Genomic DNA, 21,454 nt, shown 5'->3' with positions numbered 1-21,454 from the left:
CAAGGCCGTGCAGTGTACAGGACTGATTCGTCCTACGCCCTGCGGCGGTTTATTCCTGACGCCGGATGGTTCTATGATGGACTTCAAATCGGGAGTTGGAGTCAGCGATGCCTTTGCCGTCCATGCAAGACCAGTTCGCGGCGCTGATCGCCGCGCCGTCGGTCAGCTGTACCCAACCGAACCTAGATCAATCCAATCGGGCGGTGATCGATTTGCTCGCCGGTTGGCTGGGCGATCTGGGTTTCAGCTGCGATATCCAGCAGGTCAGCCCCGGCAAATTCAACCTGCTTGCCAGTTTCGGCAGCGGCCCCGGCGGGCTGGTGCTGGCCGGGCACAGCGACACGGTGCCGTACGACGATGCGTTGTGGCAGACCGACCCGCTGAAGCTCACCGAAGTCGATGGCCGCTGGGTCGGCCTGGGCAGTTGCGACATGAAAGGCTTTTTCGCGCTGATCATCGAAGCGGTGTTGCCGCTGCTCGATCAACCGTTCAAGCAACCGCTGTTGATCCTCGCCACCTGCGATGAAGAAAGCTCGATGTCCGGCGCCCGCGCGCTGGCCGAGGCCGGGCGTCCGCTGGGCCGTGCGGCGGTGATCGGCGAGCCGACCGGGCTCAAGCCGATCCGCATGCACAAAGGCATCATGATGGAGCGCATCGACATTCTCGGGCAGAGCGGCCATTCGTCGGATCCGCGCCTGGGTCATAGCGCCCTCGAAGCGATGCACGATGCGATTGGCGAACTGCGCGGCCTGCGCCTGCTGTGGCAGCGTGAATTCAACAATCCGCAGTTCAGCGTGCCGCAACCGACGATGAACTTCGGTTGCATCCATGGCGGTGACAACCCGAACCGCATCTGCGGCCAGTGCTCGCTGGAATTCGACCTGCGGCCGTTGCCGGGGATGGACCCGAAAGTCCTGCGCGCGGAGATTCTGCGCAAGCTCAACCCGGTGGCCGAGCGGCATCAGGTGAAAATCGACTACAAACCATTGTTCCCGGAAGTGCCGCCGTTCGAGCAAGCCGAAGACGCTGAACTGGTGCGCATCGCCGAAAAGCTCACCGGTCACAGCGCCGAAGCAGTAGCGTTTGGCACCGAAGCGCCCTATCTTCAGCGCCTTGGCTGCGAAACCATCGTGCTCGGCCCCGGCGACATCGCCTGCGCGCATCAGCCCGGCGAATACCTTGAAATGTCACGTTTGCAGCCTACCGTGCATCTATTACGGCAACTGATTGAACATTACTGCCTGAAGAATTGAACGCATCCCTTGTAGGAGCTGCCGAAGGCTGCGATCTTTTGCTTTTGTTTCAGAAGATCAAAAGATCGTCCGATCGCGGCCCGAGCCTGCGGCAGCTCCTACAGGGGCAAGTCGTTAAATTAGTGGGAATCCAACCCGTATTCATGAGGAGAGCGCGCGTGTCGCCAAGCCTGTTCCGACGATAACCATCAGCCCGCTGTGAGTTTTCCGTTTCGCCCCTTTTTAGGCTGCTATTTATTACAGGCCCAGGTTCATGCCCGAATACGTCAATTGGCTTCGCCACGCATCTCCTTACATCAATGCCCACCGCGACTGCACCTTCGTCGTCATGCTGCCCGGCGACGGCGTCGAACATCCGAATTTCGGCAACATCGTCCACGACATCGTCCTGCTGCACAGCCTTGGCGTGCGTTTGGTGCTGGTGCACGGTTCGCGCCCGCAGATCGAAACCCGCCTCGCTGCTCGTGGCCTGACCCCGCATTACCACCACGGCATGCGCATCACCGATGCCGCTACGCTGGAATGTGTGATCGATGCGGTTGGTCAGCTGCGCATCGCCATCGAAGCGCGGCTGTCGATGGACATGGCCTCGTCGCCGATGCAGGGCTCGCGTCTGCGCGTGGCCAGCGGCAACCTCGTCACGGCGCGGCCGATCGGCGTGCTGGAAGGCGTCGACTATCACCACACCGGCGAAGTGCGCCGGGTCGACCGCAAAGGCATCAACCGTTTGCTCGACGAGCGCTCGATCGTGCTGCTGTCGCCGTTGGGCTACTCGCCGACCGGTGAGATCTTCAACCTGGCCTGCGAAGACGTCGCCACCCGCGCTGCCATCGATCTGGGCGCCGACAAGCTGCTGCTGTTCGGCGCCGACCTCGGCCTGATCGACGAGAACGGCAAACTGGTGCGCGAACTGCGTCCGCAACAAGTGCCGGCGCATTTGCAGCGCTTGGGCAGCAACTATCAGGCGGAATTGCTCGATGCTGCAGCCGAAGCTTGCCGTGGCGGCGTGGCGCGCAGCCATATCGTCAGTTACGCCGAAGACGGCGCGCTGCTGACCGAGCTGTTCACCCGTGACGGTGGCGGTACGTTGGTGGCGCAAGAACAATTCGAATTGGTCCGCGAGGCGGCGATTGAAGACGTCGGCGGCTTGCTCGACCTGATCAGCCCGCTGGAAGAGCAGGGGATTCTGGTGCGTCGTTCGCGCGAAGTGCTGGAGCGCGAGATCGAGCAGTTCAGCGTGGTCGAGCGTGAAGGCATGATCATCGCCTGCGCGGCGCTGTATCAGATTGCCGATTCCGATGCCGGTGAGCTGGCATGCCTGGCGGTGAATCCGGAGTATCGCCATGGCGGTCGCGGCGATGAACTGCTGGAACGCATCGAAACCCGTGCACGGGCGCAGGGCTTGAAAACCTTGTTCGTGCTCACCACGCGTACTGCGCACTGGTTCCGCGAGCGTGGGTTCGAGCCAAGCAGTGTCGAGCGCCTGCCAGCGGCGCGGGCGTCGCTGTACAACTATCAGCGTAACTCGAAGATCTTCGAAAAAACCCTCTAACCGAGTTGGTCCATTCGATCGTTCCCACGCTCTGCGTGGGAATGCCTCAACGGACGCTCCGCGTTCGGCTTTTGATGGGACGCGGAGCGTCCCGGGCTGCATTCCCACGCAGAGCGCGGGAACGATCAATTACTCGGTGATGAACTTCGCGCTTACGTACGGTGAGTAGTCCGGCAGCACCGTTTCAACCTTGCCCTGTTCCTTCAAAAACTTTGCCGTTTCGCCAATCGCCTTCGCCGTGCCGCCGTCCAGCAGCGCCGTGGTTTGTTGTGCGTTGGCATCCGGGAATGCGGAACCGGCAAGCAATTCCGGCACGTCGGCGGCATTGGCACCGGTCAGTTTGGCGATTTTCTGTACAGGCACCGAGTCAGCCGTCCAGCTGTCTTTGTGCGCCGCGTAATCAGCAAACGAGTCCAGCGTGACCTTGGCAAACTTTGCTACAACCTCTGGATGCTTCTCGGCAAAATCCTTGCGAGCCACCCAGACTTCGAAGGTCGGCGCGCCCCACTGACCGACCTGCGCCGCATCGGTCAGGGTCTTGCCGGTCTTGCGAATTTCACCCAGCGCTGGCGACCAGACAAATGCCCCGTCAATATCGCCGCGCTTCCACGCTGCGGCGATCTCTGCGGGTTGCAGGTTCACCACTTTGACTTTCGAAGCGTCCAGACCCCAATGCTTCAGGGCACCGAGCAGGCTGTAATGGGAGGTGGAAACGAACGGTGTGGCGATGGTCTTGCCGACCAGATCCTGCGGGGTATTGATGCCGCTGCCATTGCGCACCACCAGTGCTTCGGCGGCGTTGATCTGCGCCGAAACAATGAACGCCACGATCGGCAGATTACGCGAGGCCGCCGCCGCCAACGGGCTGGAACCGAGATTGCCGATCTGCACGTCGCCCGAAGCAATGGCTGTCACAACTTCCGGGCCGCTGTTGAAACGACGCCAGTCGATCTTCTCGCCAATGGTTTTCTCGTAGACACCGTCAGCCTGCGGGACTTTGCTCGGGTCGATACCGGTTTGGTAGCCAATGGTGAGGTTGGCTGCCTGTGCGGAAAAAGAAAATATCGCCGATACACAAACTGTAACAAATTGACTCGATAGTGCGCGTTTGGCCATGATGGCGTCGCCTTTTGGATAGGGTTTGACGTGATTTGAATACGCCAAAGCTAATCGATCTAAAAAAAGGCTAACAAATACCATTTAGGAATGAGCTTAGTAGCCGATATCCTGTATCCCGCTGCAGGTGGCCATTAATGGGCCATATACTCGAATGGTATTAAAAAGAATTAAATAATTCTTTTTTTGGTTAACGGGAAATCAGTAATCTGCAGGGACCAAATCACTGCGATTAGACCTTGGTCGTAGACATACATAGTTACGATTGACTTGTCGGTCACGGTCTGGCGCTAATCGCGCATCTTAGGATCCAGGGCAATAGACCCGGGACCAGGAACACAAAAATTAGAAACGAGAGGAGCTTTACATGAACAAGTCCACCTTGGCCCTGGCTGTGGCCGTAGGGGTTTTGGCGCAGCAGGCAGGCGCCGCCGGTTTCATCGAAGACAGCAAGGCAACTCTGGGGCTGCGTAACTTCTACATCAACACCGACAACCGCGACGGCACTGGCCCGAACAAGAACGAAGAGTGGGGCCAAGGCTTCGATCTGCGTTTCATCTCCGGCTACACCCAAGGCACCGTCGGCTTCGGTATCGACGCCATCGGCCTGCTGGGCGTGCGTCTGGATTCGGGCGGCGGCACCAACGGCAACAGCGGTACCGCTTACGGCGGCACTGTGTTCCCGAGCGAATCCAACGGTAAAGCCGTGGACAACTTCTCCAGCCTGGGTCTGACTGCCAAAGCCAAGATCTCCCAGACTGAACTGAAGCTCGGCACTCTGCAGCCGAAGAACCCGGTAATCGTCACCAACGACGGTCGTCTGCTGCCACAAACCTGGCAGGGTGGCCAGATCACTTCCGGCGAAATCAAGGACCTGACTCTGGTCGGCGGTCAGATCGAAGCTGTGAAAGGTCGTAACTCCAGCAACAACGAAAACCTGTCCATCAGCGGTGCAAACACCCGTGGTACCGGTTTCCGTGACAGCAACAAGTTCATCTACGCCGGTGGTGACTACAAGATCACCAAAGACCTGACTGCCCAGTACTACTACGGCAACCTGGAAGACTTCTACAAGCAGCACTTCCTGGGTCTGGTTCACAACTGGGCAATCGGCCCGGGCGTACTGAAATCCGATTTCCGTTACTTCAACAGCTCCGATGACGGCAAAAACGGTACCGATCCAGCCTACTACAGCACCGGTAACTACACCGGCGTGCGTAACGGTCGCGGTGAAGTCGACAACAACCTGTACAGCGGCCTGTTCCTGTACACCGTTGAAGGCCACACCTTCGGTGGCGGTTACCAGGTTTCCAATGGCAGCAGCGACTTCCCTTGGCTGAACCAGGGCGACGGTTCGTCGAACTACACCATCACCGACATGCAGATCCAGAAGTTCGGTCGTGCCGGCGAAAAAACCTGGCAGGCTCGCTACTCGTATGACTTCGCTAAAGTTGGCGTACCTGGCCTGACCGCCGGTGTGGTTTACCTCAAAGGCGATTCGATCGATACCGTTGGCACCAACGGTCGTGAGAACGGTTCGAACAGCTCCGAGTGGGAACGCGACTTCACCATCGGTTACGTCGTACCGGAAGGTCCGTTCAAGAACGTCGGTCTGATGTGGAAAAACGCTGTATGGCGCACCGATCTGCCGAGCACCCGTTCGCAGGACGAAAACCGCCTGATCGTCAGCTACTCGATCCCGCTGCTGTAATAGCGCGTCTCGATTCGTTGATGTAAAAAAAGCCCCGTCCGGCATCGCGCCGGACGGGGCTTTTGCGTTTTCGAGTCAGGCTCACCCCCGTAAGCCCTCCCCGAAATTCCCCTCTTTACAGCAACTCAAGGCCTTCTCGAACCTTGCGGCCGATGTTCGTCGGGATGCCGCCGGGCGTCCAGTGAACAGATGTTTAATATTCATTTATGATCTAGATATCTATTTATTTATTCTTTTTCATGATGGCAAATCCCGAGCTACAGTTGAGTTCTCCAATACCTCATCAGGAGCAGCACCATGAGCCTCAGACTCGGCGACATCGCCCCCGACTTCGAACAGGATTCCAGCGCCGGCAAGATTCGTTTTCACGAGTGGCTGGGCGATAGCTGGGGCGTGCTGTTCTCCCACCCGGCAGACTTCACCCCGGTGTGCACCACCGAGCTGGGCTTCACCGCCAAACTCAAAGATGAATTCTCCAAGCGCGGCGTCAAAGCCATCGCCTTGTCGGTCGACCCGGTGGATTCACACCACAAGTGGATCGAAGACATCAACGAAACCCAGAACACCATCGTCAACTTCCCGATCCTGGCCGATGCCGATCGCAAGGTTTCGGATCTGTATGACCTGATCCACCCGAACGCCAATGACACGCTGACCGTGCGTTCGCTGTTCGTCATCGATCCGAACAAGAAGGTTCGCCTGACCATTACTTACCCGGCGAGCACCGGGCGCAACTTCCACGAGATCTTGCGGGTGATCGATTCGCTGCAGCTCACCGACAACTACAAGGTTGCCACGCCGGCCAACTGGCAGGACGGTGAAGAGGTGGTGATTGTGCCTTCGCTCAAGGATGAAGATGAGATCAAGCAGCGCTTTCCGAAGGGCTATCGCGCGGTGAAGCCGTACCTGCGCCTGACGCCACAGCCGAACAAGTGAAATCTGCGGTGTAGCCACCACCGCTTTCGCGAGCAGGCTCACTCCTACAGGGGAGCGGATTCCAAATGTAGGAGTGAGCCTGCTCGCGAAGGCGTTAGTCCAGTCAACACGGAACCACGATGCAGGGGATTTCAGGCCGTTTCGACGGCCTTTTTTTTCGCCCGCAGTTTGTTGAAATACATATCTCCAAAACGAATAACCAAATGAATAAATATGATTTATGGATATATAAATCAGCTGGTAAGGTCACTCCCATCGAAGCGAGATCGCAACCCGCGAATCGCCTGTAACGCTTAAGGAATTGTCTCAATGCTGGTCGTCTCACTCGGTGGCAGTCCCAGCCTGCGCTCCCGTTCCGGGGTGCTGCTGGAACGCTCGCAACGCTGGTTGCAGGCGCAAGGCGTGGAAGTGGTGAGTTATCAGATTCGGGATTTCCCGGCCGAAGATCTGCTCCACGCCCGCTTCGACAGCCCGAAGGTGCTCGACCTGCTGCAACAGATTGAAAACGCCGACGGCCTGTTGATCGCCACACCGGTTTACAAAGCGTCGTTCTCCGGCGCATTGAAAACGCTGCTGGATCTGCTGCCCGAGCGCGCCCTGAATCACAAGATTGTCTTGCCGATGGCCACCGGCGGCAGCATCGCCCACATGCTGGTGGTCGATTACGCCCTCAAGCCTGTGCTGTCGGCGTTGAAAGCCCAGGAAATGCTCCAGGGGATTTTCGCCGAGGACAGCCAGATTGCGTACGGCGAAGGCAGTGCCGCAGCACAACTGGCACCAGCGCTGGAGCAGCGTCTGCATGAAGCGCTGGACCAGTTTGTCGGCGCCATGGCCCGCCGGCCGAAACCGCTGGAACCGGGTCTGTTGAACGAACGTTTGTTGAGTGCTCGCTGGAGCATTTAAGCCTCACCCGCATTTGATGTACTTCACCTTACTCAGCCGCTAACGGTTAAGCAGGTGCAGCCAAAACCCAACAGCAAAAAGGAGAGCGCTATGCGCACTGTATTTTTGCGTCGTGGTCTGGTCGCTCTGTTTGCTGCGGCTGTCACCTTCGGCGCCATCACTCAAGCTCAAGCCGAGACCCTTCGGATCGGTTACCAGAAGTACGGCACGCTGGTGCTGCTCAAAGCCAAGGGCACTTTGGAAAAACGTCTGGCCGCTCAAGGCGTCGACGTGCAATGGACTGAATTCCCCGGCGGCCCGCAACTGCTTGAAGGCCTGAACGTCGGCTCCATCGACTTCGGTGTTACCGGCGAAACCCCGCCGGTGTTCGCTCAGGCTGCTGGCGCCGATCTGCTTTACGTCGCCTACGAACCGCCAGCGCCAAACAGCGAAGCGATCCTTGTGCCGAAAGACTCGCCGATCAAATCGGTAGCCGATCTCAAAGGCAAGAAAGTCGCCCTGAACAAAGGCTCCAACGTCCACTACCTGCTGGTGCGTGCGCTGGAAGACGCCGGACTCAAATACAGCGACATCCAAACCGTATTCCTGCCGCCGGCCGACGCCCGCGCTGCGTTCGAACGTGGCAGCGTCGACGCCTGGGTTATCTGGGATCCGTACCAGGCCGCCGCCGAGAAACAACTGCAAGCGCACACCCTGCGCGACGGCAAAGGCATCGTCGACAACCATCAGTTCTATCTCGCGACCAAGCCTTACGCAGAGAAAAATCCTCAGGTGATCAAGACTCTCGTGGAAGAAGTGCGTGCGGTCGGCGAGTGGTCGAAAGCCAATCCTGAAGACGTGACCCAGCAAGTCGCGCCACTGCTCGGCCTGCCGGCGGACATCACCCTGACCTCGGTGAAACGCCAGGGCTACGGCGCGCTGTTCCTGACCCCGGAAGTGGTCGCCGCGCAGCAGAAAATCGCTGACACGTTCTTCCAGCTCAAGCTGATTCCCAAGCCGCTGAGCATCAAGGATGTGATCTGGACACCACCGGCCGCTGTGGCCCAAAGCTCGGCCACCCAAGCCCAGTAACTCGAATTCCTAAGGAGACCACTCCATGAGCCTCAATATCTTCTGGTTCCTGCCTACCCACGGCGACGGCCATTACCTTGGCACCGCCGAAGGCGCTCGCGCCGTCGACCACGGTTATCTGCAACAGGTCGCGCAAGCGGCGGATCGTCTGGGGTTCGGCGGCGTGCTGATTCCGACCGGCCGTTCCTGTGACGACTCGTGGCTGGTGGCCGCGGCGCTGATCCCGGGGCCCCAGCGCCCGAAATTCCTCGTTGCCCTGCGCCCCGGGATCATTTCCCCGACGGTGGCAGCGCGGCAGGCAGCCACGCTGGATCGTCTGTCTGGCGGGCGTGCGCTGTTCAACCTGGTGACTGGCGGTGACCCGGAAGAATTGGCCGGTGACGGTTTGTTTCTCAGCCACGAAGAGCGTTATCAGGCCTCGGTGGAATTCCCCCGCCTCTGGCGTCGTGTGCTCGAAGGCGAACCCGTCGATTACGCCGGTCGGCCCATCGGGGGGAGGGGCGCGAAATTGCTCTATCCGCCGATCCAGCAGCCGCGTCCGCCGTTGTACTTCGGTGGTTCCTCGGAAGCGGCGCAAGATCTGGCCGCCGAACAAGTGGAAATGGTCCTGACCTGGGGCGAGCCGCCAGCCGCGGTGGCCGAGAAGATTGCCCAAGTGCGCGCCAAAGCCGCCAAGCTCGGCCGCACCGTGCGCTTCGGTATTCGACTGCACGTGATCGTTCGCGAAACCAACGCTGAAGCGTGGCAAGCGGCGGATCGGCTGATCTCGCACCTGGACGACGACACCATCGCCCGCGCTCAAGCCTCGCTGGCGCGTTTCGATTCGGTCGGCCAGCAACGTATGGCCGCGCTGCACGGTGGCAGCCGCGACAACCTCGAAGTCAGCCCGAACCTGTGGGCCGGTGTTGGCCTGGTACGCGGTGGTGCCGGTACGGCGCTGGTTGGCGATGGCCCGACCGTGGCAGCGCGCGTGAAGGAATACGCCGATCTTGGCATCGACACCTTCATCTTCTCTGGTTATCCACACCTCGAAGAGTCGTATCGCGTCGCCGAACTGCTGTTCCCGCACCTCGACATCGAGCGTCCGGAACTGCCGAAAAGCGCCGGTTATGTCAGCCCGTTCGGCGAGATGGTTGCCAACGACATTCTTCCCAAAGCCGCGTCGCAGAGCTGAGGCGCGCCATGAAGAAAATCATCCACAGCCTCGCGCCTTGGGCGTTGCCGGTGTTGTTGCTGGCGGTGTGGCAGTTGTCGGTGTCGGCGGGTTGGTTGTCGACACGGATTCTGCCGGCACCGGTGGCGGTGATCGAAGCCGGCGTGAGCCTGGTGCGCAGCGGTGAAATCTGGACGCACTTGGCGATCAGCGGCTGGCGCGCGGCACTCGGTTTCACCATCGGCGGCAGCATCGGTCTGGTCCTGGGTTTCATCACCGGCCTGTCGAAATGGGGCGAACGCCTGCTCGACAGCTCGGTGCAGATGATCCGCAACGTGCCGCACCTGGCGCTGATTCCGTTGGTGATCCTGTGGTTCGGCATCGACGAGTCGGCGAAGATTTTTCTGGTGGCGTTGGGCACGCTGTTCCCGATCTACCTCAACACCTATCACGGCATCCGCAACGTCGATCCGGCGTTGGTGGAGATGGCGCGCAGTTATGGCCTCTCCGGTTTCAGCCTGTTCTGGCAAGTGATTTTGCCGGGCGCGCTGCCTTCGATTCTGGTCGGCGTGCGTTTTGCCCTGGGCTTTATGTGGTTGACGCTGATCGTCGCTGAAACCATTTCCGCCAGCTCCGGCATCGGCTATCTGGCGATGAACGCCCGGGAGTTTTTGCAGACCGACGTGGTGGTGCTGGCGATCCTGCTTTACGCGGTGCTCGGCAAACTCGCCGACCTTGCGGCCCGTGGACTTGAACGTGTGTGGCTGCGCTGGCACCCGGCGTATCAGGTTGCCAAAGGAGGTGCAGCATGACCGCTCAACAACCTCCACGCCTGCTGCGCGGGATACCGCTGGCCGTGCGCAACCTGCAGAAAACCTTCGGCGCGCGGCAAGTGCTGCGTGACATCGATCTGCACATTCCGGCGGGGCAATTCGTCGCTGTGGTCGGGCGCAGTGGTTGCGGCAAAAGTACTTTGCTGCGCTTGCTCGCCGGCCTCGATCAACCGACTGGCGGCGACTTGCTGGCCGGTTCTGCGCCGCTCAGCGATGCGCGGGAAGACACCCGATTGATGTTCCAGGAAGCGCGTCTGCTGCCGTGGAAGAAGATCATTGACAACGTCGGCCTCGGCCTTAAAGGCAACTGGCGTCCGAAAGCTCTCGAAGCACTGGACGCGGTGGGGCTGGCAGATCGCGCCAATGAGTGGCCGGCGGCGTTGTCCGGCGGGCAGAAGCAACGCGTCGCACTGGCACGCGCGCTGATCCATCAACCGCGCCTGCTGTTGCTCGACGAACCGCTCGGCGCACTGGACGCGCTGACGCGCATTGAAATGCAGCAACTGATCGAACGTCTCTGGCAGCAACACGGCTTCACCGTGCTGCTGGTGACCCACGACGTCAGCGAAGCGGTGGCGATTGCCGACCGGGTGATTCTGATCGAGGACGGCGAAGTCGGCCTTGATCTGCATGTGGAACTGCCGCGCCCACGGGTACGTGGTTCGCATCGTCTTGCAGCGCTGGAAACCGAAGTGCTTAACCGTGTTCTTTCCCTGCCCGGCGAACCGCCGGCGCCGGAACCTGTTTCACCACTGCCTACGCAACTGCGTTGGGCTCAATAACTCAAGCAAACGACAGGAATCATTGCCATGACTATCAAAGCCATCAACGTCCGTAACCAGTTCAAAGGCTCGATCAAGGAAATCGTCCTCGGTGACGTGCTGTCGGAAATCGACGTGCAGACCGCTTCGGGCATCGTCACTTCGGTGATCACCACCCGCTCGGTCAAAGAGCTTGAACTGGTGGTCGGCAGCGAAGTGATCGCCTTTGTGAAGTCCACCGAGGTGTCGATCGCCAAGTTGTAAGCCGGTGAGTAAAAAACAACCCCGGAGGGCGTGAGCCCTCCGGGGTTTTTTGTGATCGTTCCCATGCTCCGCGTGGGAATGCCTCTTGGGACGCTCCGCGTCCAGTGACGCGGAGCGTCACGGGCTGCATTCCCACGCAGAGCGTGGGAACGATCATGGCTCAGCGCTTGGGTAGATACGGCGGCAGATACAGCCCAATGTAGGCATCAAACACCCGCATCCCTTCCTCGGCCATGCGCGGCGTGATCTGCCCGTGCTGCTGCACCGAACGCGCATAAACCCGGTCACCCAGCTCCATCGCCAAGGCAAACACATCGACATCCTCCGGCAGCCTCGGCAACTCGAAGTGATGATCGAACAGCTTGTGCATCAGGTCGCCCAGCTCAATGTCATGCTGGCGGTCAGCCTGGGTCACCTCGGTCAAACCGTGTTGCGCGAGGATCAACTGCCGCGCGGCGGCGTCTTCATCGTAGATCTCCAGCATGCGCTGTTCGACCAGTCGCGACAGATCGCGCCAGTCACGCAGGGCCTCATGATCGATCGGTGCTTGCAGGCAAGCGCGGAACGCGGCGTGTACATCCGCCGTCAGTGCTTCGAGCAACGCAGGGACGCTGGCGAAGAAGTGGTACACGGAGGAGGGCGGGATCTGCGCACGCTCGGCGACGCTATAGATCGACAGACTGGCCACGCCCTCGGCGGCCAGCAGCGTGCGTGCGGCGTCGAGTAGCGAAGCGATGCGCGCCTGGCTGCGGGCACGGGGTTTGCGGACGGGGGCGGGACGCGTCATGGAAGTCTCCTGCGGGGCAGCGGGCATTGTACGAGCCGGGTCGTGTGTTGTCTTGTCGGCCGCCATCGCTGGCAAGCCAGCTCCCACAGTGATCTTCAGTGAACCGGGATTTATGTGCGCAGAAAATCCCTGTGGGAGCTGGCTTGCCAGCGATCCGCCGCAGGCGGCCATAAAAAAACGCCGTTGGCTGAATCAGCCAACGGCGTTTTTCCTGAAGCTGCAATCCGCTTAAACGGTATGCAGATACCAGTTGTACTCAAGGTCGGAGATGGAGTGTTCAAACTCCTCCAGCTCGCTTTCCTTGCAGGCGACGAAGATATCGATGTACTTCGGATCGATGTACTTGGCCATCACCTCGCTGTCGTCCAGCTCGCGCAAAGCATCGCGCAGGTTGTTCGGCAGGCTTTGCTCGTTCTGCTCGTAGCTGTTGCCTTCGACAGGCGCGCCCGGCTCGATCTTGTTGGTCAGACCGTGGTGCACGCCGGCCAGTACCGAAGCCATCAGCAGGTACGGGTTGGCATCGGCACCGGCCACGCGGTGTTCGATACGCACGGCATCGGACGAGCCGGTCGGTACGCGAATCGCCACGGTGCGGTTGTCCAGGCCCCAGCACGGCGAGTTCGGCACGTAGAACTGTGCGCCGAAACGACGGTAGGAGTTAACGTTCGGGCAGAGGAAAGCCATCTGCGCGGGCAGGGTCTCGAGCACACCGCCGATCGCGTGACGCAGCGCGGCGTTCTGCTCGGGATCCTCGCTGGCAAAAATGTTTTTGCCTTCTTTATCCAGAATCGAAATGTGTACGTGCAGACCATTACCTGCCTGGCCCGGGTACGGCTTGGCCATGAAGGTGGTGTCCATCTCATGGTCGTAAGCGATGTTCTTGATCAGGCGCTTGAGCAGTACCGCGTAGTCGCACGCCTTGATCGGGTCAGCGACGTGGTGCAGGTTCACTTCGAACTGCGCCGGGGCACTTTCCTTGACGATGGCGTCGGCCGGGATGCCTTGCTCTTTCGCGCCTTCCAGAATGTCCTGGAGGCAGTCGACGTATTCGTCGAGGTCGTCGATGAGATAGACCTGAGTCGAGTGCGGGCGTTTACCGGAGATTGGCGAGCGTGGCGGCTGCGGACGGCCGTTCACGTTTTCCTGGTCGATCAGGTAGAACTCAAGTTCGAAGGCCGCGCAGATGGTCAAGCCCAGCTCGTCAAACTTTGCAACAACTTGACGGAGCACTTCGCGCGGATCGGCGAAGAATGGGTCGCCTTCGAGTTCGTGCATGGTCATCAACAGTTGCGCGGTCGGGCGCTTCTGCCATGGCTCGTTGCACAGGGTATCGGGGATGGGATAGCAGATACGATCGGCATCGCCGATGTCCAGGCCCAGGCCGGTGCTTTCCACCGTTGAACCGTTGATATCCAGAGCAAATAGAGAGGCCGGCAGGTTGATGCCTTTCTCGTAAACCTTGTGGAGGCTGGTGCGTTCAATGCGCTTGCCGCGCACCACACCATTCATATCCGCAATCAGAAGGTCAACGTACAGAACCTCAGGATGTTCCTTAAGGAACGCGTTCGCTTCGTTAAGCTGAACGGCACGCGGGGGTACCGACATGATGCAACACCTTTGTTGTTAAAAATATCAATCATTGATCTTTTCTGGTTTCAGTCAACCCGAACGGCCTGCCGAAGTCAAGCGAGGCCTTTTTTGCCCTAAAAAAGCGCTGCGAGGGCATTTATGGGGCACTTTCGGGCGTTTTTTTGTCCTTGGAAGACTGTGCACCCGCGGGCTTGAGCAGGCCGTGTTGTATTTTTTACGGGGGTGTTGTGTAAAAAAATGAACAAGGCTAAGCTCCGATCAAACCCATAACAGCAATAATACCGGGGTGCTTCATGTCTCGCCTGCCGTTAATCGGCATCACCGACTGCTCGCAACAGTCCGGTCTGCATGCTTATCACATCAGTGGCGACAAATCCGTCCGTAGCGCAGCCAGCATGGCTTGCCAGTTGCCGACGATGTTCCCGTCCATGGCCGTTCAAGCGCCAGCGTCCGATATTCTGGACGTACGGGAAAGCATCCTGTTTATGGCGTCCCCTTCCAATATAGATCGCTTTAACCCTCAAAGCCTGTGCCGATTGCCCAGCCGTGCTCGTGATTCTGCACGCCTTGAGTGTGCACAGGAAATGCAACGCCAGCGTAAAGGGCAGGTAAGCTCCTCTTTCATTGTCTATGCGCGGTGCCAGGCGTAAGCCGGTACTGCGCGAGCAAGCCCCCCTTTAACGCGACGCTCAAAGCGTCAAACTTTGCCTGACATCCTGTCAGGAGACTCAGCCCAGAGGCATTTATGAGTAACAACCTCGACCAGCTCACCGATTGGTTGAAAGACCACAAGATCACAGAAGTCGAATGCATGATCGCCGACTTGACCGGTATCACCCGGGGCAAGATTTCGCCGACCAACAAGTTCATCGCCGAAAAAGGCATGCGCCTGCCCGAGAGCGTGCTGTTGCAGACCGTGACCGGCGACTACGTCGAAGACGACATCTATTACGAACTGCTCGACCCGGCCGACATCGACATGATCTGCCGCCCCGACCAGAACGCCGTGTACATGGTGCCGTGGGCCATCGAGCCAACCGCGCAAGTGATCCACGACACCTACGACAAGCAAGGCAACCCGATCGAGCTGTCGCCGCGCAACGTCCTCAAGAAAGTCCTCAAACTCTATGCCGACAAAGGCTGGCAGCCGATCGTGGCGCCGGAAATGGAGTTTTACCTGACCAAGCGCAGCGACGACCCTGACTATCCGTTGCAGCCGCCGATTGGCCGCTCGGGCCGTCCGGAAATCGGTCGTCAGTCGTTCTCGATTGAAGCGGCGAACGAATTCGATCCGCTGTTCGAAGACGTCTACGACTGGTGCGAACTGCAGGAACTGGACCTCGACACGCTGATCCACGAAGACGGCACGGCGCAGATGGAAATCAACTTCCGTCACGGCGATGCACTGTCGCTGGCCGACCAGATTCTGGTGTTCAAACGCACCATGCGCGAAGCCGCGCTCAAGCACGACGTGGCCGCGACCTTTATGGCCAAGCCGATGACCGGCGAGCCGGGCAGTGCGATGCACTTGCACCAGAGCATCATCGACATCGAGACCGGCAAAAACGTTTTCTCTAATGAAGACGGCACCATGAGCCAGCTGTTCCTGCACCACATCGGTGGCCTGCAGAAGCTGATTCCTGAGCTGTTGCCGTTGTTCGCGCCGAACGTCAACTCGTTCCGCCGCTTCCTGCCGGACACCTCGGCACCGGTGAACGTCGAGTGGGGCGAAGAAAACCGCACCGTGGGCCTGCGTGTACCGGATGCCGGCCCGCAGAACCGCCGTGTCGAGAACCGCCTGCCGGGCGCTGACGCCAACCCCTACCTGGCGATCGCCGCGAGCCTGCTCTGCGGTTACATCGGCATGGTCGAAGGCCTCAACCCGAGCGCGCCAGTGGTGGGTCGTGGTTATGAACGCCGCAACCTGCGCCTGCCGTTGACCATCGAAGATGCGCTGGAGCGCATGGAAAACAGCGCGACCATCGAGAAGTACCTGGGCAAAACCTTCATCACTGGCTACGTCGCGGTAAAACGGGCCGAGCATGAAAACTTCAAGCGCGTGATCAGTTCCTGGGAGCGTGAGTACCTGCTCTTCGCCGTCTGATACGCCAGGCGCGGCCCTCAAAAAGCCGCGCCTTCACCGATAACAAGGAGAATTGGCATGACCAGCAACAACCCGCAAACCCGCGAGTGGCAAGCACTCAGCAATGATCACCACCTGGCCCCGTTCAGCGACTTCAAGCAGCTGAAAGAGAAAGGCCCGCGGATCATCACCAACGCCAAGGGCGTTTACCTGTGGGACAGCGAAGGCAACAAGATCCTCGACGGCATGGCCGGTCTGTGGTGTGTGGCCATCGGTTATGGTCGCGATGAGCTGGCCGACGCGGCCGCCAAACAGATGCGCGAACTGCCGTACTACAACCTGTTCTTCCAGACCGCGCACCCGCCGGCGCTGGAACTGGCCAAGTCGATTGCCGACGTCGCGCCAGAAGGCATGAACCACGTGTTCTTCACCGGTTCCGGCTCCGAAGGCAACGACACCATGCTGCGCATGGTTCGCCACTACTGGGCGATCAAGGGCCAGCCGAACAAAAAAGTCATCATCAGCCGCAAGAACGGTTATCACGGTTCGACCGTGGCCGGCGCGAGCCTCGGTGGCATGACGTATATGCACGAACAAGGCGACTTGCCGATCCCGGGCATCGTCCACATCGCGCAGCCGTACTGGTTCGCTGAAGGCGGCGACATGTCCCCGGAAGAATTCGGCATCTGGGCAGCCAATCAGCTGGAAGAAAAGATTCTCGAAGTCGGCGTGGACAACGTCGGTGCCTTTATTGCCGAGCCGATCCAGGGCGCCGGCGGCGTGATCATTCCGCCAGACACCTACTGGCCGCGCATCAAGGAAATCCTCGCCAAGTACGACATCCTGTTCGTCGCGGACGAAGTGATCTGCGGTTTCGGCCGTACCGGTGAGTGGTTCGGTAGCGATTTCTACGACCTCAAACCCGACATGATGACCATCGCCAAAGGCCTGACCTCCGGTTACATCCCGATGGGTGGCCTGATCGTGCGCGACACCGTTGTTGCGGTGCTCAACGAGGGCGGCGATTTCAACCACGGCTTCACCTACTCCGGTCACCCGGTGGCTGCAGCGGGGGGTCTGGAAAACATCCGCATTCTGCGCGACGAAAAAATTATCGAGAACGCGCACAACGAAACGGCACCGTATTTGCAGAAACGTCTGCGGGAACTGAACGATCACCCGTTGGTGGGTGAAGTTCGCGGGGTCGGTCTGTTGGGCGCGATCGAGCTGGTGCAGGACAAGGCCACGCGCAAGCGTTACGAAGGCAAGGGCGTCGGCATGATCTGCCGCCAGTTCTGCTTCGACAACGGCCTGATCATGCGCGCTGTGGGCGACACCATGATCATCGCGCCGCCGCTGGTGATCAGCAAAGCGGAGATCGATGAGCTGGTTACAAAGGCACGCAAATGCCTGGATCTGACCCTCAGTGCGTTGCAGGGCTAAGTGCTAGGCTCTGAGCGAGGGAGCTGCGGCGCTCTCGCTCAAAGCTGTCAGAAAGGCTGGTCTTTTCTTGAAAGACCGCCCCGGATCTTGCCAGACTAGCCGCGGTTCCAGTTGCCCGGGTTCGGCCGCTGAACAAAGTGGTTCAAAAAAAGAAAATTTGGAGCATTACGCATGAAGGCATTAGGCAAAAAGCTTGCTGGCAAGACACTTCTCGCGCTGTCCGTGGCGGGCATGATGGCGGGTGCGGTTCAGGCGGACGACAAGGTGTTGCACGTCTACAACTGGTCGGACTACATCGCTCCGGACACCGTGGCCAAGTTCGAGAAAGAGTCGGGCATCAAAGTCGTCTACGACGTTTTCGACAGCAACGAAACCCTCGAAGCCAAACTGCTGGCGGGCAAATCCGGGTATGACGTGGTGGTGCCTTCCAACAACTTCCTGGCCAAGCAGATCAAGGCTGGCGTGTATCAGGAACTGGACAAGTCCAAGTTGCCGAACTGGAAGAACCTCGACGAAGACCTGCTCAAAGCGGTTGGCGATGCCAGCGACCAAGGCAACAAACACGCCTTCCCGTACATGTGGGGCTCGATCGGCATTGGCTACAACCCGGAGAAGGTCAAGGCTGCACTGGGCATCGACAAGATCGATTCCTGGGACATCGTGTTCAAACCCGAGAATATCGAAAAACTCAAAAGCTGCGGCGTGAGCTTCCTCGACGCTCCGACCGAAATGATTCCGGCGGCCTTGCACTACCTGGGCAAGCCGACCAACAGCAAGGACAAGGCTGATCTGAAAGCCGCCGAAGACCTGTTCCTCAAGGTTCGCCCATCGGTTGCGTATTTCCACTCGTCCAAATACATCTCCGATCTGGCCAACGGCAACATCTGCGTCGCCGTCGGTTATTCGGGTGACCTGGAACAGTCCAAGACCCGCGCCAAGGAGGCCGGTGACAAGGTCAAACTGGCTTACACCATTCCGAAGGAAGGTGCCGGTACGTTCTATGACATGGTCGCCATTCCCAAGGATGCCGAAAACGTCGAAGCCGCTTACAAGTTCATGAACTATCTGCTGCAGCCGGAAGTGATGGCCGAGATCACCAACGCCGTACGTTTCCCGAACGGCAACAAGGCGGCAACGCCATTGGTGGACAAAGACATCACCAGCGATCCGAGCATTTACCCTTCGGCGGAAGTGAAGAAACAGCTGTATGCGATCAGCGATCAGGATGCAGCGACCTTGCGTCTGATCACTCGCAGTTGGACCAAGATCAAATCCGGCAAATAAGCCGTTTGAAGCCGCAACCGCTGGCCATCGTCTCCGTGACGATGGCCAGCGGGACAATTAAATGACAGAAAGTTTTGCTGGAACGGTTTTTCGAGGGTAAGTTGCGCGCCGGTTTTGTTGCCGGGCAGCCATGGCTGTCATGCAGCGCGGGGCAACTTGGGCCCAACTAATTTAGAGGACCTCCACTTGCCTATTTTTTCTTCTTTGCGCAAAGCCCTGCTGGCCACTGCCGGCCTGACGATTGCTGTCGGAGCCCAGGCCGCCGGTACGGTGCATATTTATAACTGGTCCGATTACATCGGCGAGACGACCCTGGCGGACTTCCAGAAAGCCACCGGAATCAAACCGGTCTATGACGTCTTTGATTCCAATGAAACCCTTGAAGGCAAGTTGCTGGCCGGGCGTACCGGTTACGACGTGGTCGTGCCGTCGAACCACTTCCTCGGCAAGCAGATCAAGGCGGGCGCGTTCCAGAAGCTCGACCGCTCGCAGCTGCCCAATTATTCCAATCTCGACCCGGCGCTGCTCAAGCGTCTGGAGCAGAACGATCCGGGCAATCTGTACGCCGTGCCGTACCTGTGGGGAACCAACGGCATCGGTTACAACGTCGATAAAGTGAAGGCCGTTTTGGGTGTCGACAAGATCGATTCGTGGGGCGTTTTGTTCGAGCCCGAGAACATCAAGAAGCTGCAAAGCTGTGGCGTGGCATTCCTCGATTCAGCGGATGAGATGATGCCGACCGTGCTCAACTATCTGGGCCTGAATGCCAACAGCACCAACCCCGAGGACTACGAAAAGGCCACTGACAAGTTGCTCGCGGTGCGTCCTTACGTGACCTACTTCCATTCCTCGAAATACATCGGTGATCTGGCCAACGGCGACATCTGCGTAGCCATCGGTTTCTCCGGCGATATCTTCCAGGCGAAGAACCGCGCAGCCGAAGCCAAGAAGGGCGTGAACATTGCCTACACGGTGCCGAAAGAGGGCGGCGCATTGTGGTTCGACATGCTGGCGATTCCGAAGGATTCGTCGAACGTGAAGGAGGCCCACGCCTTCATCAACTATCTGCTGAAACCTGAGGTGATCGCTCAGGTCAGTGATTACGTCGGTTATGCCAACCCCAACCCGGGTTCGGACAAGTTGATGGAACAATCCATCCGCACCGATGCGTCGGTGTATCCGCCGCAGGCCGTTATCGACAAGGCTTATGTGTCGACCGAGTTGCCACCGAACATTCAGCGCCTGATGACCCGCAGCTGGACCAAGGTCAAGTCGGGGATGTAAGGCACACACTATCCTGGGTTCGCCTTGCGGGGCGGACTGCATTGTTTTTATCTGGGAGTTTCGTAAATGGCAGTTGCCTCCGGCGCCTATAAGAAAGCCCTCGAGGGCGACCAGACACCGAAACAGGTGTTGGTCAAGATCGACCGGGTCACGAAGAAGTTCGACGAGACGATTGCCGTGGACGATGTGTCCCTGGAAATCAAGAAAGGCGAGATTTTCGCCTTGCTCGGCGGTTCGGGATCGGGCAAATCCACTCTGCTGCGGATGCTGGCAGGGTTCGAACGGCCCACGGAGGGGCGCATTTTCCTCGACGGCGTCGACATCACCGACATGCCGCCGTACGAACGACCGATCAACATGATGTTCCAGTCGTACGCCTTGTTCCCGCACATGACCGTGGCGCAGAACATCGCCTTCGGCCTCAAGCAGGACAAGATTCCGGCGTTTGAAGTCGATGCGCGAGTGGCCGAAATGCTCAAGCTGGTGCAGATGAGCCAGTACGCCAAGCGCAAGCCGCATCAACTGTCCGGTGGTCAGCGTCAGCGTGTGGCACTGGCGCGTTCGCTGGCCAAGCGGCCGAAGCTGCTGCTGCTCGACGAACCGATGGGCGCACTCGACAAGAAACTGCGTTCGCAGATGCAGCTGGAACTGGTGGAAATCATCGAGCGCGTGGGGGTGACCTGCGTGATGGTGACCCACGACCAGGAAGAGGCCATGACCATGGCCGAGCGCATCGCGATCATGCACCTGGGCTGGATCGCCCAGATCGGCAGCCCGATCGACATCTACGAAACCCCGACCAGCCGTCTGGTCTGCGAATTCATCGGCAACGTCAACATCTTCGAAGGCGAAGTGATCGACGACGCCGAAGGCCACGCGACCATCACCTGCAAGGACCTCGACCGGCAGATCTACGTCGGCCACGGCATCAGCACCTCGGTGCAGGACAAGTCCGTAACCTACGCGATCCGTCCGGAGAAGCTGCTGGTCACCGCCGACCAACCGACCTGCGAATACAACTGGTCGAGCGGCAAGGTCCACGACATCGCCTACCTCGGCGGTCACTCGGTGTTCTACGTCGAATTGCCGAGCGGCAAACTGGTGCAGTCGTTCGTTGCCAATGCCGAGCGCCGTGGCGCGCGTCCGACCTGGGGTGATCAGGTTTACGTGTGGTGGGAAGACGACAGCGGCGTGGTACTTCGCTCATGAACATGCGCAAATTCAAACGCCGCATCAACCGAATAATCCCCAATGGCCGCCAACTGGTCATCGGGGTCCCGTTCATCTGGCTGTTCCTGTTCTTCATGCTGCCGTTCTTCATCGTCCTGAAGATCAGCTTCGCCGAAGCCGACGTGGCCATCCCGCCGTACACCGAGATCTGCCCGCACCGCGAGCAGCAGTCGCAGCGGCTGCCGCAACTTGGCCACCGC

At 59.3% G+C, this 21,454-nt stretch carries 19 protein-coding genes and 1 pseudogene; 17 read left to right on the top strand and 3 right to left on the bottom strand.

Going from position 1 to position 21,454, the window contains the following annotated elements; translation table 11 throughout:
- Positions 1-107: 107 nt before the first annotated feature.
- Complete coding sequence (gene argE, locus AK821_RS09695) at positions 108-1,253, top strand: acetylornithine deacetylase (protein ID WP_064389471.1); 1,146 nt, start codon at positions 108-110, stop codon at positions 1,251-1,253.
- 253 nt (positions 1,254-1,506) lie between these two features.
- Positions 1,507-2,805: an amino-acid N-acetyltransferase gene (gene argA / locus AK821_RS09690; RefSeq protein ID WP_064389470.1), complete on the top strand. Its 1,299-nt coding sequence runs from the start codon at positions 1,507-1,509 to the stop codon at positions 2,803-2,805.
- A 129-nt stretch (positions 2,806-2,934) separates the two neighbouring features.
- Here the strand turns inward: argA and tauA are convergent, their stop codons facing one another.
- On the bottom strand, positions 2,935-3,921 hold the full coding sequence (tauA, locus tag AK821_RS09685) for a taurine ABC transporter substrate-binding protein (RefSeq protein WP_064389469.1): 987 nt from the start codon (positions 3,919-3,921) through the stop codon (positions 2,935-2,937).
- Between the two features lie 367 nt (positions 3,922-4,288).
- On the opposite strand from tauA, the gene AK821_RS09680 reads away from it, so the two are divergent.
- From AK821_RS09680 to AK821_RS09645, 8 genes are all read left to right on the top strand, one after another.
- Positions 4,289-5,632 (top strand): OprD family porin, encoded by a 1,344-nt coding sequence (locus tag AK821_RS09680; protein ID WP_064389468.1) that lies wholly within the window; start codon positions 4,289-4,291, stop codon positions 5,630-5,632.
- Between the two features lie 297 nt (positions 5,633-5,929).
- Positions 5,930-6,568: a peroxiredoxin gene (locus AK821_RS09675; protein WP_064389467.1), complete on the top strand. Its 639-nt coding sequence runs from the start codon at positions 5,930-5,932 to the stop codon at positions 6,566-6,568.
- A 309-nt stretch (positions 6,569-6,877) separates the two neighbouring features.
- Positions 6,878-7,471, top strand: coding sequence for an NADPH-dependent FMN reductase (ssuE, locus tag AK821_RS09670; RefSeq protein ID WP_064389466.1), 594 nt, complete (start codon positions 6,878-6,880; stop codon positions 7,469-7,471).
- Between the two features lie 90 nt (positions 7,472-7,561).
- A complete protein-coding gene (locus AK821_RS09665; RefSeq protein WP_064389465.1) occupies positions 7,562-8,542 on the top strand; it encodes a sulfonate ABC transporter substrate-binding protein in 981 nt (326 codons plus the stop codon).
- A 25-nt stretch (positions 8,543-8,567) separates the two neighbouring features.
- Positions 8,568-9,716, top strand: coding sequence for an FMNH2-dependent alkanesulfonate monooxygenase (gene ssuD / locus AK821_RS09660; RefSeq protein ID WP_064389464.1), 1,149 nt, complete (start codon positions 8,568-8,570; stop codon positions 9,714-9,716).
- 8 nt (positions 9,717-9,724) lie between these two features.
- On the top strand, positions 9,725-10,507 hold the full coding sequence (gene ssuC / locus AK821_RS09655; RefSeq protein WP_003229260.1) for an aliphatic sulfonate ABC transporter permease SsuC: 783 nt from the start codon (positions 9,725-9,727) through the stop codon (positions 10,505-10,507).
- Positions 10,504-11,310: an aliphatic sulfonates ABC transporter ATP-binding protein gene (gene ssuB, locus AK821_RS09650; RefSeq protein WP_007913838.1), complete on the top strand. Its 807-nt coding sequence runs from the start codon at positions 10,504-10,506 to the stop codon at positions 11,308-11,310. Before ssuC ends, ssuB begins: the two co-directional genes overlap by 4 nt.
- 27 nt (positions 11,311-11,337) lie before the next feature.
- Complete coding sequence (locus AK821_RS09645) at positions 11,338-11,553, top strand: TOBE domain-containing protein (RefSeq protein WP_003229256.1); 216 nt, start codon at positions 11,338-11,340, stop codon at positions 11,551-11,553.
- A 160-nt stretch (positions 11,554-11,713) separates the two neighbouring features.
- On the opposite strand, the gene AK821_RS09640 is transcribed toward AK821_RS09645, so the two are convergent.
- Both AK821_RS09640 and AK821_RS09635 read right to left on the bottom strand, forming a co-directional pair.
- A complete protein-coding gene (locus AK821_RS09640) occupies positions 11,714-12,340 on the bottom strand; it encodes a TetR/AcrR family transcriptional regulator (RefSeq protein WP_064389463.1) in 627 nt (208 codons plus the stop codon).
- A 228-nt stretch (positions 12,341-12,568) separates the two neighbouring features.
- On the bottom strand, positions 12,569-13,945 hold the full coding sequence (locus AK821_RS09635) for a glutamine synthetase family protein (protein WP_007913842.1): 1,377 nt from the start codon (positions 13,943-13,945) through the stop codon (positions 12,569-12,571).
- A gap of 278 nt (positions 13,946-14,223) precedes the next feature.
- Between AK821_RS09635 and AK821_RS30140 the strand changes: the two genes are divergently transcribed.
- The 7 genes and pseudogenes from AK821_RS30140 to AK821_RS09605 all read left to right on the top strand — a co-directional run.
- Positions 14,224-14,580, top strand: a complete 357-nt coding sequence (locus AK821_RS30140) for a glutamine amidotransferase (RefSeq protein ID WP_152974151.1) — start codon at positions 14,224-14,226, stop codon at positions 14,578-14,580.
- Positions 14,581-14,675: 95 nt separating this feature from the next.
- Positions 14,676-16,034 carry a glutamine synthetase family protein gene (locus tag AK821_RS09630; RefSeq protein WP_007913846.1) on the top strand — a complete coding sequence of 453 codons (1,359 nt, stop codon included), beginning with the start codon at positions 14,676-14,678 and terminating at the stop codon, positions 16,032-16,034.
- 57 nt (positions 16,035-16,091) lie between these two features.
- Positions 16,092-17,456 carry an aspartate aminotransferase family protein gene (locus AK821_RS09625; protein ID WP_064389462.1) on the top strand — a complete coding sequence of 455 codons (1,365 nt, stop codon included), beginning with the start codon at positions 16,092-16,094 and terminating at the stop codon, positions 17,454-17,456.
- A 171-nt stretch (positions 17,457-17,627) separates the two neighbouring features.
- Positions 17,628-18,740 (top strand): polyamine ABC transporter substrate-binding protein, encoded by a 1,113-nt coding sequence (locus AK821_RS09620; RefSeq protein WP_064389461.1) that lies wholly within the window; start codon positions 17,628-17,630, stop codon positions 18,738-18,740.
- A gap of 186 nt (positions 18,741-18,926) precedes the next feature.
- Complete coding sequence (locus AK821_RS09615; protein ID WP_064389460.1) at positions 18,927-20,024, top strand: polyamine ABC transporter substrate-binding protein; 1,098 nt, start codon at positions 18,927-18,929, stop codon at positions 20,022-20,024.
- A 66-nt stretch (positions 20,025-20,090) separates the two neighbouring features.
- On the top strand, positions 20,091-21,233 hold the full coding sequence (locus AK821_RS09610) for an ABC transporter ATP-binding protein (RefSeq protein ID WP_038358978.1): 1,143 nt from the start codon (positions 20,091-20,093) through the stop codon (positions 21,231-21,233).
- Positions 21,230-21,454 (top strand): annotated as a pseudogene (locus AK821_RS09605) (putrescine ABC transporter permease PotH); the annotation flags it as partial. The gene AK821_RS09610 and the pseudogene AK821_RS09605, both read left to right, overlap by 4 nt.

It is taken from the genome of Pseudomonas sp. RIT-PI-r (genome assembly GCF_001297015.1).
GTDB lineage: Bacteria > Pseudomonadota > Gammaproteobacteria > Pseudomonadales > Pseudomonadaceae > Aquipseudomonas.
This window is presented reverse-complemented; position numbering and strand designations above follow the sequence as displayed.